This window comes from Paenibacillus sp. FSL R7-0273 (genome assembly GCF_000758625.1).
In the GTDB taxonomy this organism is placed as follows: domain Bacteria; phylum Bacillota; class Bacilli; order Paenibacillales; family Paenibacillaceae; genus Paenibacillus_AQ.
The window spans coordinates 4030716-4045517 of record NZ_CP009283.1 but is presented as its reverse complement, the minus strand read 5'-3'; the positions used below and the strand labels follow the sequence as shown (position 1 = coordinate 4045517).

14 protein-coding genes and 1 riboswitch are annotated in these 14802 nt (G+C 51.1%); all 14 genes read left to right on the top strand.

Going from position 1 to position 14802, the window contains the following annotated elements:
- Positions 1–86: 86 nt before the first annotated feature.
- The 14 genes from R70723_RS17085 to R70723_RS17025 all read left to right on the top strand — a co-directional run bounded on the left by R70723_RS17085 (position 87) and on the right by R70723_RS17025 (position 14792).
- The gene (locus R70723_RS17085) at positions 87–1469 is read left to right on the top strand and encodes a branched-chain amino acid transporter BcaP (RefSeq protein ID WP_039873648.1); all 1383 of its coding nucleotides are present in this window, start codon (positions 87–89) and stop codon (positions 1467–1469) included.
- A gap of 24 nt (positions 1470–1493) precedes the next feature.
- A complete protein-coding gene (locus tag R70723_RS17080) occupies positions 1494–2789 on the top strand; it encodes a VPS10 domain-containing protein (protein WP_052421362.1) in 1296 nt (431 codons plus the stop codon).
- 99 nt (positions 2790–2888) lie between these two features.
- Complete coding sequence (locus R70723_RS17075; RefSeq protein WP_039873647.1) at positions 2889–3515, top strand: pyridoxamine 5'-phosphate oxidase family protein; 627 nt, start codon at positions 2889–2891, stop codon at positions 3513–3515.
- 162 nt (positions 3516–3677) lie between these two features.
- Positions 3678–3854, top strand: coding sequence for a hypothetical protein (locus tag R70723_RS33765; protein ID WP_179087998.1), 177 nt, complete (start codon positions 3678–3680; stop codon positions 3852–3854).
- Positions 3855–4085: 231 nt separating this feature from the next.
- A complete protein-coding gene (locus R70723_RS17070) occupies positions 4086–4478 on the top strand; it encodes a DUF2500 domain-containing protein (RefSeq protein ID WP_039878930.1) in 393 nt (130 codons plus the stop codon).
- A gap of 144 nt (positions 4479–4622) precedes the next feature.
- A complete protein-coding gene (locus R70723_RS17065) occupies positions 4623–5378 on the top strand; it encodes an SDR family NAD(P)-dependent oxidoreductase (protein WP_039873646.1) in 756 nt (251 codons plus the stop codon).
- Positions 5379–5484: 106 nt separating this feature from the next.
- Entirely contained in the window at positions 5485–5907 is a 423-nt protein-coding gene (locus R70723_RS17060; RefSeq protein WP_039873645.1) for a cell wall hydrolase, read from the top strand.
- A gap of 90 nt (positions 5908–5997) precedes the next feature.
- Positions 5998–6441 carry a spore coat protein GerQ gene (gerQ, locus tag R70723_RS17055; RefSeq protein WP_039873644.1) on the top strand — a complete coding sequence of 148 codons (444 nt, stop codon included), beginning with the start codon at positions 5998–6000 and terminating at the stop codon, positions 6439–6441.
- 333 nt (positions 6442–6774) lie between these two features.
- The gene (locus R70723_RS17050; protein WP_039873643.1) at positions 6775–8091 is read left to right on the top strand and encodes a hemolysin family protein; all 1317 of its coding nucleotides are present in this window, start codon (positions 6775–6777) and stop codon (positions 8089–8091) included.
- A gap of 170 nt (positions 8092–8261) precedes the next feature.
- Positions 8262–10178, top strand: coding sequence for an ATP-binding protein (locus R70723_RS17045; RefSeq protein WP_052421361.1), 1917 nt, complete (start codon positions 8262–8264; stop codon positions 10176–10178).
- A gap of 93 nt (positions 10179–10271) precedes the next feature.
- Complete coding sequence (locus R70723_RS17040; protein WP_039873642.1) at positions 10272–11027, top strand: thioredoxin domain-containing protein; 756 nt, start codon at positions 10272–10274, stop codon at positions 11025–11027.
- On the top strand, positions 11024–11458 hold the full coding sequence (locus R70723_RS17035) for a disulfide oxidoreductase (RefSeq protein WP_039873641.1): 435 nt from the start codon (positions 11024–11026) through the stop codon (positions 11456–11458). The genes R70723_RS17040 and R70723_RS17035 overlap by 4 nt, the downstream gene beginning before the upstream one ends.
- Before the next feature lie 226 nt (positions 11459–11684).
- Positions 11685–11844: riboswitch (cyclic di-AMP (ydaO/yuaA leader) on the top strand.
- A gap of 135 nt (positions 11845–11979) precedes the next feature.
- A complete protein-coding gene (locus R70723_RS17030; RefSeq protein WP_039873640.1) occupies positions 11980–13797 on the top strand; it encodes an APC family permease in 1818 nt (605 codons plus the stop codon).
- Positions 13798–13985: 188 nt separating this feature from the next.
- Positions 13986–14792, top strand: coding sequence for an ABC transporter ATP-binding protein (locus R70723_RS17025; protein WP_039873639.1), 807 nt, complete (start codon positions 13986–13988; stop codon positions 14790–14792).
- Positions 14793–14802: the final 10 nt, after the last annotated feature.

Here is a 14802-nt window from a genome sequence, read left to right as displayed (position 1 = left end):
TTCCCGGTTCCGGTATTATCTTGGCTTACTGACTGTAAAGGTCATTAGCGATAAACCACTATTATTGACAGGAGAGAAAATGAAGTATGGATTTATTCCGTAAAAAACCGCTGGCTGCACCTCCCGGTGATAATGCCAGTAAGCTCAGCAAAACCCTCGGTGCCTTTGATCTGACTACCCTTGGGGTAGGCGCGATTATCGGTACCGGCATCTTTGTCATGACTGGGGTTGCTGCTGCAGAGCATGCCGGGCCCGGACTGGTGCTGTCCTTCGTGCTTGCCGGAATCGCCTGCGTGCTGTCTGCGCTCTGTTATTCTGAGTTCGCCTCCACGCTCCCCGTATCAGGCAGCGCCTATGCTTACAGCTATGTTGCCTTCGGCGAGCTGCTGGCCTGGATACTAGGCTGGGATCTCGTGCTTGAATACGGGGTAGCGGCTGCAGCGGTGAGCAGCGGCTGGTCCGGGTATTTTCAGGGGCTGCTGGAGGGCTTCGGAATCCATTTGCCTACAGCACTATCCGGGGCTTATAATCCGGACACAGGTACCTTTATTAATCTGCCCGCAGTGATTATCATCCTGCTGATTTCTTATCTGCTTACACGCGGCATCAAAGAAACAGCGCGCTTTAACGCCATAATGGTAGTAGTGAAGCTGGCTGTAGTGCTGCTGTTTATTTTCACCGGGATCTTCTATGTTAAACCGGAGAATTGGACACCGTTTCTTCCTTATGGCTTCCACGGGGTCGTTAACGGGGCGGCCACTGTATTTTTTGCTTACATCGGCTTTGATGCCCTATCCACCGCAGCTGAAGAGGTTAAACGCCCCCAGCGGGATTTGCCGATCGGAATTATTTCTTCACTTGCCATCTGTACGGTCCTTTATATCTCTGTCTCGCTTGTGTTGACCGGAATTGTACCTTATCAGAGCCTGAATGTCAGCGATCCGGTTTCCTTCGCGCTGCGTTTTGTGGATCAGAATATGATTGCCGGACTTATCTCTGTCGGAGCTATAGCCGGAATGACTACCGTTCTGCTGGTGCTGCTGTTCGGGCAGACCCGCCTGCTGTTCGCGATCTCACGGGACGGGCTGCTTCCTGAGGGCCTGGCCAAAATTAATGCCAAGACACAGACACCGGTACGCAGCACCTGGATGGTCGGCGGTATTATTGCCGTGTTTACCGGCTTTGTCCCGCTGGACCGGCTGGCTGATCTGACAAGCATCGGTACATTATTCGCCTTTCTCGTCGTATCACTGGGCGTCATTGTGATGCGCCGCACGCATCCCGGCCTTAAACGGGGGTTCAGAGTGCCCTGGGTACCGGTTATACCGCTGCTAAGTGCGGCAGCCTGCGGTTATTTGATGTATAATTTGAGCAGGGAAACCTGGACAGGCTTTGTTGTCTGGTTGTTAATCGGGATTGTGATCTACTGGTTATACGGGTACAAAAACAGTAAACTGAACAAGAAGTAAGCTAGCAGAAAAGGGGGGAGAGCATTGTTATCTAATACCGCAGGTTACCGGAAGCTGCAAATAACCGCGGCGATTCTTATAATTCTGCTGATTTTATCGGCCTGTTCCTCATCCCCGGCACCACAGCCGACTCTGCCTCCTCTGCCGACGGAAGCGCCCGAGGAAGGGCAGACGATAACACTGATTACTCCTGGCGATGCCAGAAATGTAACGAATGAAAGCACGCCGAAATATCAGATCCAGACCCGGCTGACGGATTTCCGGCTGCTGAATGAATCGGTAGGCCTGGCATGGGGTGTCACCAAAAAAGAACTGCGGATCTATATGACCCAAGACAATGGCGGAACCTGGGCCAATATCTCGCCCTCAACAAATGTGCAGTTTTTGGCCAATCCGGTGTACGGTGAAGAAATTTTTTTCACAGACCCTGATCATGGCTGGATTATCCGCAGCTCCTTCGGGGCCACAGAGACGGTTGTCCTGCGCACCACAGACGGCGGGCAGAGCTGGAAGGTATCTTCTTTTCCTGATTCCAATACGGTCTCGTCCATTTATTTCAGTTCACCGCAGAACGGCTGGCTTATGACCGCCTGGGATGCAAATGCCACGAAGTCAAGCAAGGCGCTCTATGCCACCAAGGATGGGGGCGCTACCTGGAACATGGTCATGCAAAATGAACAGTATAATCCCAACCTGCCAAATAATACAGTTCCGATGGCCGGTATTGTTACCGGGATGATTTTTAAGAACAAGACGCATGGGCTGGTGACCCTGCAGACCGGTGCACTGCCCAAAATTTATATGACCAGCGACAGCGGTGTTACCTGGCATCCGGGCCAGGAGATTCTGGTCAATGAAGAGTGGGAGGGCTGTGACAAGGTGATTACCGGAGAACCGGAATTTTTCGGCGGCAACAACACCACCGGCTTTCTTCCGGCAGCCTGCCAGACCGACAAGCAAAACAGTGTTACGTACAACGGTTATTTTACGGCAAACGGCGGGGACAACTGGAAATTTGTTGATTTTGCGCTGAGCAGCCAGACCGGAGTCAACCGCTATCTGCCGCCAGCCTTTATCAATGCCGAAACCGGCTGGATGCTTAACGGCAATCTGATCTTCAAAACCTTAAACCAGGGGCAGACCTGGACCCAGCTTCCGGCCAGCAGTGTGCTCCAATCGAAGCTGCTGGAATATCCGGAAATCGTGAAGCTCCAGTTTATTTCGGAGGATGTAGGCTGGCTGCTGATCCAGAAGGAGGTGGACCGCAGGTCCATCCTGCTGCAGACGACCAACGGCGGGGTCAGCTGGCGGGTGATGTAATCTTTTATTAATCAGGAGAAGGCTGCTCTATGCGGTCTTCTTTTTTTTGATACAATAATAGACAGCTGCTGTTGAAATAAATACATATGGAGGTTGCTTATGTCTGAATATAAGAGCATTGGAACGGAAGCGGAGCTGCGTGAGTTATTAGGTTATCCGGGAGAACTTGTGCAGCATAAGGTTATTGGTGTGATTGATGAGCATTGCCGGGGGTTTATCGCCCAGTCTCCCATTCTGATGCTGGCCACCTCGGATCATGCCGGTCATGTTGATGTTTCGCCAAGAGGGGATGCCCCGGGCTTTGCGCTTGTTCTGGATGAGCACCGGCTGGTCATTCCCGAACGTCCCGGCAACCGTAGAATGGATTCGCTGATTAATCTGTTGTCCAACCCGAGGGCGGGGCTGATTTTTATGATACCGGGGCTTGAGGAGACTCTGCGGGTGAATGGACGGGCCTCGATTGTCCGGGATGAGCAGCTGCTTCAGAGGATGGAAGCTCACGGCCGCAGACCGCTGGTCGGAATTTTAATAGAAGTGGAAGAATGTTATACCCATTGTGCAAAAGCATTCAAGCGTTCAAGCCTGTGGAATCCGCAGTCCTGGCCGGATAAGGAGCAGCTGCCTGATATACCGAAGATGATAGCAGACCATGTGAAGCTGCCCGGCATCAGTGCAGAACAGGTATCAGCCTCGCTGAATGAGAGCTATACCAAAAGGCTGTACTAATACAAGCTTTGTCCAAAAATTGAACAAAAAAACGTATTTCAAATTTTCTTTAAAAATGTGAAAAAAATCACATGACAAACAAAATAGCTTGTGATATATTTAACACATAGAAAACAAGTTCATTTTTTCACAAACTTTCATCCACGAATAGGAGAGATTATAATGAAAACTTTTGAAACGGATTATGTGACTAGAAACCTTCTGCAATTGTGCTATAACTGCGATGACGCTCACCTGTGTGAAACCGAAGAACAATGCAGAGCCTGCTGGGCTGACAACGGCATGATGCCGACTGAAGATAACGAAACCAGACAATTACTTGATCTCGTACATGCATAGAATAATAGAGCGGCAAGAAGCAGCTAAAGACCACATACGTTCTCGTAACTGAGAACAGAGTGGTCTTTTTTGCGCGGTGAGAATTGAAGCAGGAAAAGCTGCAGCTTTAGGACATTTGTAGGATTAGTGATGCTGTATTTCCGGGATAAGGCATATACATGTACAGAAGCATCCCGGTGAAAACGCGGGAAGCGGCAAGTACTTGGGGTATGAGGGGGAATAAGCATGGGAATGGGCTCGGATCCTTCTTGGATGTTTGATCTTACCGGAACCGTAATACCGATCTTCCTTGTGGTGATGATTGGAATAGTAGCAGTATCTGCAGGCAGAGGCTTGTTTCAATGGAGCCGCAATAACAGCTCTCCCTTGCTCACTATCCCCGCCCGCATTGTAAGCAAACGGAGCGAGGTCCGCCAGCAGCAGCTTCAGGATGACAGCCAGTCCAGCCGGACCAGCACCACTTATTATCTGACCTATGAGCTGCAGGACGGGGTGCGGCTGGAGTTCAAGGTGGACGGAAGTGAATTCGGTATGAGTGCGGAAGGGGACAGGGGGATGTTAACCTATCAGGGAACGAGGTATCACGGATTTCAGCGGCATCCCCATTATTCAACTGCAGAATGATGTAATACGGAATGAGCAGGCGGTCACGGCTGCAGCTTGTTTACTATATAATAGGTTTGCTGTACAATCCCCTTGTTTCCATATCCGGAACAAGGGGATATTTATATTATGGCTGCAATACCCAGCTTAGGAGGAGAACGATTAATGAACTATGCCAATAAAACAGTAATTGTTACCGGCGCCGGCCGAGGGATCGGCAGAGCGGTCGCGGCTGCTTACGCTATGGAAGGAGCAACTGTGGTTGTAGCGGAGCTGGATGCTGCCCTGGGGCAGGAAGCGGCAAGAGGAATCACTGCAGCAGGGGGACAGGCTGAATTTGTAGCTTGTGATGTCAGCTCGGAGGAACAGATTGTCGCGCTGGTTGCCCATACGGCTGAGAAATATGGAACGGTCGATATTCTGATCAATAATGCGGGGATAGCTGATCCGCATGCAGCTTCATTGTACGAGCTGTCTGCAGATGTCTGGGATAAGGTGCTTAATACCAATGCCCGGAGCGTATTTCTTGCGACCCGGGAGGCCGCCAAACATATGCGGAGTAACCCGGGCGGCGGGTCAGTCGTCAACTTGTCCTCTACCCGGGCGCTGATGTCCGAGCCTGATACGGAGGCTTATGCCGCATCAAAGGGGGCGATAACCGCCCTGACGCATGCGATGGCTGTAACCCTGGGAAAGGATGGCATAACCGTGAACTGTATCAGTCCGGGATGGATTGAAACCGGGGATTACAGTGAGCTGCGTGAGATTGACCATAAGCAGCATCCTGTCGGCCGGGTCGGTAAGCCGGAGGATATAGCCAGGGCCTGCCTGTATTTAACAGCCCCGGAGAATAACTTCATTACCGGAGCACAGCTGGTGATTGACGGCGGCATGACCCGCAAGATGATCTATGAGCCATGATCTGCCGTAACGGGAAGCTGAGGCGGGCAAGAAATTCATAACGGACTGTCACCTCTTAGGCGAATGCACATACAATACAGCGAGCAGGAAAGAAGGAGGAGAACACATGGCCGTCATCAAAACGAACTCGGAAGATGTGAGGGTGCTGGCACGGCTGATGAGGGCGGAAGCCGAGGAGGATGGGGAGTCCGGCATGCTGATGGTCGGCAATGTCGGGGTCAACCGGATTCTCGGAAATTGTCTGGACTTCAACAACATCCGTAATGTGAACGATATGGTGTATCAGAGTCCAGGCGGCTTCGAGGCCCCGCAGAAGAGTTATTTTTACCAGCGTGCCAGAGAGTCAGACATTAGGCTGGCTAAACGGGCTATCGCAGGTGAACGAACCTGGCCGGCCTCCAACGCCCTATGGTTCTTCCGTCCAGTCGGAGCCTGTCCGGCAACGTGGTATAACCAGCAGAATACCGGACGTTATAAGGCCCATTGCTTCTTTACCCCGACCGCTGAGGATTGCCCGGCTGTATACTAGGCAACCGCAGGCTGCAGGAGACAGAACGGCTGAATCCATTCACCGGAGCTGTCTCCCTGAGCCAACATTTACTTAGGAGGTTTTACAAAAATGATCAGCCAACCTTACCGTCCCGTTACTTATATGATCGGCAGCAACCCCGGCGGGGCCATGATGCCGATGGGAACCATGAATCCGGGCAGCACCATGCCGCCCCAGGTGACCAGCGGAAGCCCGATGACTCCGACCGGAGCAGTAGTGCCTACAACCGCACCCGTTTTTGAACAATCGTACATCGAAAATATTTTCCGGCTGAACCTCGGCAAGGTCGGAACGTTCTACTACACATACGAGAATAACAAAGAGTGGAATGCCAAAGTATACAAAGGTGTGCTTGAGGCTGCCGGCCGCGACCACATCATCATCAGTGATCCGGTTACCGGACAGCGCACCGTGCTGCTGATGATCTACTTCGACTATGCCACCTTTGATGAGCCGCTGGCGTACCAGTATCCCGGCGTAATCGGCAATCCGCCTACCCGGAACTGCCGGTAAGGCACAGTAGCATTTCCTTAAAAAGGGCAGACCCTCAATAGCGGGACTGCCCTTTTTTTGCCGCGTTATGAGGTCCGGAATCTATTCAATTTCAGGGGATGTCCTTGAGACTGGCAGCAAAATCATATTTTTACACTAATAATACCTGTTTTTATTCAGCCCTTAATAATATAATACAGTATATCTTTAACATTCGTGATTACAGTCAGGAGATGAAGGCATTGGGAAATTGACGATGAAAGGAACAGCTGCAACGACGCAGACTGACACTCTGAATAAACGAAGGAGGTGGGCCTATCCGCTGAACAAGGACTCGGTGGATAGGAGTATAATTTGAGCGACCCTTTACCCGGTATATTACATGTAGGTCTTATTATCATGCTGGTGCTGTTTAACGGCTTTTTTGTTTCGGTTGAGTATGCAATGGTCAAGGTGCGCAGCGGCCGCATTGAATCACTGATTGAGGAAGGCAGCAAGAGAGCACTCGCGGCTAAAAAAATCGTGCATAACCTCGACGCCTATCTGTCCGCCTGCCAGCTGGGCATTACACTTGCCTCACTTGCACTCGGATGGCTCGGCGAGCCGGCGGTAGCCACGATTGTCGGACCGCTTGTAACAAGTTTGGGCTTTGGCGATACTGCTGTTTATGTGATTTCACTGATTATTGCTTTTATGTTTATTACAGTGCTGCATATTGTTCTCGGCGAGCTTGCTCCCAAGACGATTGCGGTTAACAAGGCTGAGTCGGTGCTTCTGCTAACTTCGGGGGCCATGAATGTCTTTTACCGGATCATGTATCCGTTTATCTGGATCGTGAACGGCCTGGCACGCGGCCTGCTGCGCATTTTCCGTCTGGCACCGGCATCGGAGCTGGCAACAGCGCATACGGAGGAAGAAATCCGGATTATTATGCAGGAGAGCAATAAGAGCGGCCTTATCGACAATACCGAAATGACACTGGTAGACAATATTTTTGAATTTGCCGACACTATGGCGCGCGAGATTATGATTCCCCGGACCGAAATGATCTGTCTGAACAGCCATCTGCCGGTGGAAGAGAATCTGGAAATTGCCTTTGACGGGATGAGAACACGCTATCCGGTCTGTGACGGCGATAAGGACCATATTCTCGGGTTCATTCACATTAAGGATTTAATCCGCGAGAATACACCGCAGTACTCTGAATTGATCCGTCCGATTCTTACAGTACCTGAGTCCATCCAGATCAGTGCGCTTCTGAAGGTCATGCAGCGGGCGAAGACACAGATTGCGGTACTGATTGACGAATACGGCGGTACCTCCGGCATGGTTACCCTGGAAGATATCATGGAAGAGATTGTCGGAGAGATTCAGGATGAATTCGATGAAGAGCGTCCCGGCGTAGAAAAGCTGGGGGAGGATGAATATTCCATCGACGGTCTTATGCTGATTGAAGAAATCAATGATCTGCTGGGGCTTCATATGGAGACAGATGATTATGATACGGTCGGAGGCTGGCTGTATTCTAAGCTTGAGGTGAATCCTCCGCAAAAGGGCCAGACGGCCGAATTCGACGGCCACCTGTTCGTAGTAGAGGAAACAGAAAACAAACGGATTTCCCGGATTAAGCTGCTAAAGCTGCAGATCCTGACTGAGGAAGCCGGAGCATAAGCTGTACATTGAGGCATGGCGCTGGAAAGAGGCGCTATGCCTTTTTGGTATGCCCAGGCAATTAGGCAAATGCGGTTCATCCAGTATTTGGACGATTCGTGGCGTTTCTTGGAGGGTAAAGGTAGGTTAATACATTATTTGTACATTTTTAAAAGAAAGGAGAGGAGCGCATGCTGCAACATCCGGATCATTACCGTGACCTGCTGGTGCTCTTTTCTGTTATTATAGCGCTTCTGTCCTGCTTCTCCTCTCTGGATCTAGCCGAACGGCTGATCCGGGACAGCCGGGGACATAAATTTATTCTAATGCTGTCCTGCTTATTCGGAACGGGCATGTGGAGCATGCACTTTATCGGGATGCGGGCGATGCGGACGGACATAGCCGTTGCCTATGATTTCCCCTTACTGCTGTTGTCGCTGATTGTTCCGGTTGCAGCCTCTTATGCGTTCTTTTTGCTGCTCAGCAGCCCGCACACCCGAAGTCGGCTGTTTTTGGTGTTCGGCGGTGTGCTTTTCAGCAGCGGGCTGCTGATTATGCATTATTGCGGCATTATGTCGATGAAATTTTACGGGAATTATGAGCAGAGCCTGCTCTCACTTCTGATCTCCTTTGGCTTTGCGCTAATTGTTCCGGCCATAGTCTGCTTCTATCATCCGAGGTGGATTGCCGGACCGTACAATATGTTTACATTGCCAAAGGTACTGCTGGTGCTTACGCTTGCTGCCTGCCTGAGCGCATCCCATTATGCAGCAATGAACGGGGCGGTATTCTCGGCTTCCGGGACTTTCAATTACAGCGGAACTGTCCCGCTTTTGCCTGATTCCCTGCTGGCAGTCTCTTTGGCTGTATCCTTTCTGGTCATTGTGACAGCTGTTATGATTCTGCTCTACAGAGACCGGCAGCGAGTCCTTTTCTCAGCCAGCTTCAATGAGCAGCGTTATACAGCCTTATTCGACTCCAGTCCTGACATGGTGCTGTGCATTGATCCGGTCCGCCGGAAGGTCATCAGCTCTAACCCGTCCCTGCTGCAGACAACCGGCTACCGCAACGAGGAGCTGGGTGATTATAAGAGCATTTTCTGTACGCCGAAGGATGAAGCCATGCTGAAGGAGGCGGTAGGCCGTGCAGTGTCAGGCCATTCCTCCAAAATCGAGCTTGAGGTGAAAATAAAAACCGGCGGAACTATAATCTGCAGCACCACCGTATTTCCGCTCGTCCACGGCAACCAGAAGCTGGTATATCTGGTTGCCGAGGATATCACGGCCTTTATCCGGTTTCAGCAGCAGCTGATCGTAGCGAAGGAAGCGGCAGAAAGCGCGGACCGGATCAAAAGCGAGTTCCTGACAACCATGAGCCACGAGATCCGTACGCCGCTGAACGGCATCATCGGGATCAATCAGCTGCTTGCCGAGGATGCAGTAAATCCGGAACAGCAGGAGCTGCTGCAGCTGCAGTTTAACAGCAGTCAGGCGCTGCTGAATGTCATCAATGATGTACTGGACTTTTCCAGGCTGGATTCGGATGGTCTGCAGCTGTGCAGTGAAGCATTTCCCCTGCAGGGCTTGCTTGCGGAATGCTCCGGGCTGTTCGAGGCCGCGGCCAAGGAGAAGGGGCTGCAGCTCCGGATGAATGTGGATGGAAATGTCCCTGATTATGTAAAAGGAGACAGCCTGAGAATCCGCCAGATTCTGGTGAATCTGATCGGCAATGCAGTCAAATTCACACCGGCGGGTGAGGTGGCGGTGCATGTCGGATTCAGCCGTTCGCAGGGAATCGAGGGAGAATATACCTTCCGGATCAAGGACACCGGTATAGGCATTCCTGCTGACAAGCTGCCCTTGTTGTTTCAGCCCTTTACCCAGCTGGATGCCTCGTATAACCGGCTCTATCCCGGAACCGGTCTGGGTCTTGCCATCAGCAGAAAGCTGGTGGAGCTGATGAACGGACGGATTATTATGTATTCCGAGCCGGGCAGCGGGACGGAGGTTGTCTTCAGCCTGAAGCTTGAGTCCGCAGTGACGGAGCCTGAGCAGTCTCAGGACTTCGAAGAGACGGTCTCCCTGGAGCTGAATACGGAGGCTGTGTAAGCCCGGGTTTGCCAAAGTGAGAACTTTAATTATATAATTTTAAATTATATGATTCATATTTAAGCGGTCCTCAGGACAGAAAGGAACTCTCACTTGGGCAAAAACAAACGCAAAAGCGCTGCACTTCCTGCAAAAAGCAAAAATGAGCAGCTTGTAGCGCAAATGGAGAAGCAGAAGAAGAAAACACTGATAGTGATTGTTGCTACGATCGTGCTGGTGGCGGTTATTTTTGCCGGGCTATTCATGCTGGCGAACAAAGACAGCTCTACAGCAGGCACAGCAGCTGAGCCTGTTGAATTCAATTACAGCACTCTGACAAGACTCGGCAGTGAGGATGCTCCGGTCAAAATCGTCGAGTTCGGCGATTATAAATGTCCAGCCTGCGCCCAGTTCGCAGGTGTAATCAAACCGCAGCTGGTGCAGGAATATGTCAATCAGGACAAGGCAGCCCTGTATTTTGTAAACCTGGCTTTCCTCGGGCCTGATTCCACAACGGCTGCCCTTGCAGCATTGTCTGTGTATAATCAGAACAGCGATGCCTTCTGGAAGTACTATGATGCAATTTATGCGAATCAAGGCGATGAGAACAAGGAATGGGCTACAGCCGATTTCCTGGTTGAGCTGGCACAGAAGGAGAATCTGCAGATTGATTATGATCTGCTCCGCAAGGATATTGAAGAGAAGACCTACAAGAGTCAGATCGACAGTGAAATTCAGCTGGCAACAGCATCCGGTGTATCCTCTACGCCATCGCTGTTTGTGAACGGGGTAATGGTCGATGAGCCGTTCAATATGGAGGCGATTGACGCCCAGATTCAAGCCGCGTCCAAAGCGGTGAGTGCCGAGTGACAAGCTTTACTGCCTTTTGCCGGCGACATTGTCTGTATCTGGCCTGGTTTGTATCCATCATTGCTGTGGCCGGAAGCCTATACCTGAGCGAAGTTTTGAAGTTCGAGCCCTGCAAGCTATGCTGGTTCCAGCGTATCTTCATGTATCCGCAGCTGTTTCTGCTGGGAATTGCCACATACCGGGGGGATAAAAAAATTATCCCCTACGTATTGCCGCTGAGCATCATTGGCGGAAGCATCTCCATCTATCACTATGCGGAGCAAAAGATTCCTGCACTGAGCAAGGTGCTTCCGTGTACGATAGGCGTTCCCTGCAATGAGGATTATATTAATCTTCTCGGCTTCATCACCATTCCGCTGATGGCCTTGACCGCCTTTGTTCTGATTACAGTTCTGCTCTGGACAGGGCGCAAGGAAACCGACGCAGAATAAGCTGCCGGCAGGCGGGCTTTAAACGCTGATCATTCCTGATTTTTTTGTCACAATTAACATCCAAAACACGCTAAAACCAAGGTACAAAGGGATAATGCAAGAGAATGAAAGATCTCTTCATCCCCGATCTTGGAATTGCGGGTTTTGGATGTTTTTTCATGTCTTTTCATTTGTTTCACAGCTTTACTGGAAATGATTTGTAGACTATCATTAAGCCTTGTGAGAAGTTGAATATGCGCTGAATTTTCCGCAGGGAAATCGGGGGAACCATACTTGGCCGCAAGGCCGACGGGGTGAATCGGAAGCAGGCTCAAAAGCCTGCAGCCGTAGGGCTTTCCACAGCCCGAATCCGCCAGCTAACCTCGTAAGCAAAGGTGGGATAATGACCATGCCATAAGCATGCGGATCATTTCCGTAGGCTTATTTTTTTGCCTGCATTTATGAAAATCCACCTATGAAAGCGATGAAAACAGCGCACGGTATAACCGGTTCAACTAACAAAGAGAGGAACTGTTACAACAATGGTAAGCAAGGTAAAGCGGCTATTGATCGGGCGTCCGATGAAATCCAATGAGCTCGATCAGGAAAAGCTATCCAAGGTGAAAGCGCTGGCTGTCCTGTCTTCTGATGCGCTCTCGTCAGTAGCCTACGGAACGGAACAAATTCTCCTGGTGCTGGTGGCTGCAGGCTTCACGGCCATCTGGTACTCACTGCCAATCGCGCTTGCCGTACTGGGCCTGCTGGCCATCCTCATTTTATCCTACCGGCAGACGATCTTTGCTTATCCGCAGGGCGGCGGGGCCTATATTGTAGCTAAAAGCAATCTCGGTGTCCCCACCGGCCTGTTAGCAGGCGGCTCGCTGCTGGTCGATTATATTCTTACGGTTGCCGTCAGCGCCTCGGCGGGCACGGACGCGATCACATCCGCTTTTCCAGCCTTGCATGATCATACTGTACTTATTGCTGTATCCGTCATTTTGCTGCTAACGATCGTCAATCTGCGCGGGGTTACGGAATCGGCCTCTTTTATCGCAATCCCGGTATATTTATTTGTCGTTTCGATCTTCTTTCTGATCGGTGCCGGGGTGTTCAAATATTTGACCGGCGGCGCCCATGCCAGCGTTCCTGAAATCGGCTCGGCCGTGTCCAATGTCAGCCTGTTCCTGCTATTGAAGGCCTTCAGCTCCGGCTGCTCAGCCCTCACCGGGGTAGAGGCGGTATCCAATGCCATCCCGAACTTCAAGGCTCCTGCGGAAAAAAATGCTGCCAAAACGCTGATGATGATGGGGCTTATCCTCGGTCTGATGTTCACAGGTATTACCCTTCTGGCTTACTGGTATGGGGTTACCCCGGATGAAAAAGCCACAGTAGTGTCACAAATTGCGGAATCAACCTTTGGCCGCGGCGGTTTGTACTTCTTCATTCAAGGGGTTACAGCTGTCATCCTATTCCTGGCTGCAAATACGGCTTATTCGGCGTTCCCGCTGCTGGCCTTTATGTTTGCCAAAGACAAATATCTGCCGCATGCGTTTATGGTGCGCGGAGACCGGCTGGGCTTCTCTAACGGGATTATTTTTCTCGGCGTCCTGTCGGCAGTGCTGGTAGCCGCTTTTCACGGAAATACTGAAGGTCTGATTCCGCTGTATGCAGTCGGCGTATTCATTCCGTTCACGCTGTCCCAGCTCGGCATGATGGTCCACTGGTTCAAAACAAGACCCAAGGGCTGGCAGAATAAGTTTGCGGTTAACACGGTCGGTATGCTGACCACACTTACGATCACCCTGATCTTTATTATTACGAAATTCTCCAGTGTATGGATGGCGTTCATCTTCCTGCCGGTGGTTATGTTTGTCTTTCACCGGATTCACCGCCATTACCTCAATACTGCGGATCAGCTGCGGATTTGTCCGGCAACCGACAAGCCCTGTATTAAAGGCAGCACAGTAGTCGTTCCTGTGGCGGGTGTGACGCGCGCTGTACTGCATTCGATCAGCTATGCCAAGTCCCTGACGGATAATGTGGTGGCTGTATATGTTGGGTTTGATGAAGAAGAGATCCACAAGATGGAGCAGAAGTGGGAGGAATGGAATCCGGGCGTGCGCCTGATCGTTCTCCGTTCCCGGTACCGGAGCATCATCCGTCCGCTGGTGAAGTTTATTGATACCATAGAGTGGAAGACTGCTGCTACAGACCATATTACAGTGCTGATTCCGCAGTTTATTACGAAGCACTGGTGGCAGGCCGTCCTCCATAATCAGACCAGCCTGTTCATCCGCTCTTACCTGATGAATCAGAAGGATATTGTAGTGGCAACAGTGCCCTATCATTTGCACAAATAGACAGGTAATTCAAGCATCGGCTGCTTCCGTTAATAACGGGGCAGCCTTTTTGTGTGAACTCTTGTACAACTTTCAGATATTTGCGATAATGATAAATGAGAAAGAATATCAGTTGAGTGATAAAGAATTTCAATTGAACCGGACTAATACAAAATACAACTATACATAAATATTTAAGGAGTGGGATTATGTCAGAACGTTTGAACACAGAGCAGCTAAGTATCGGGTACGCGGAAGCAACCATTGTGAAGGAGCTGAACCTGTCACTGCCGACAGGGAAAATCACCGCTCTGGTCGGTGCTAACGGCTCCGGTAAATCCACAATCCTTAAAACAATGGCCCGGATTATGAAGCCGAAGAGCGGAAGTGTCATGCTGGACGGTAAATCTATCCATACACTGTCAACCAAGGAAGTCGCCCGCCAGCTGGCGATCCTGCCGCAGAACCCGACCGCACCGGACGGTCTGACTGTATCCGAGCTGGTCAGCTACGGACGTTATCCGCATCAGAAGGGCTTCGGCACAATGACGCCTGAAGACCGTGATATCATTGCTAATGCCATTCAAGTAACCGGCATGGAGGAATTCCATAACCGGCCGATCGACCGTCTCTCCGGCGGCCAGCGCCAGCGCGCCTGGATCGCTATGGCTCTGGCCCAGCAGACGGAAATCCTGTTCCTGGACGAGCCGACCACGTTCCTCGATATGGCCCATCAGCTGGAAGTGCTGCAGCTCCTGCAGAAGCTGAACCAGGAGGAAGGACGGACCATTATTATGGTCGTGCATGATCTTAACCATGCTTCCCGTTATGCCCAGCATATGGTGGCGATCAAAGCAGGCACGGTCATCAGTGAAGGGGCTCCTGCTGAGGTTATGACACCGGAAGTGCTCCGCAAGGTGTTCGGGATTGAATGTGACATCGTTGCCGATCCGCGGACCGGTGTGCCGCTGTGCCTGCCGTATGAGCTGGCGGCTTACAAGGCTGCCGGTTTGTAAGCAGGTTTAA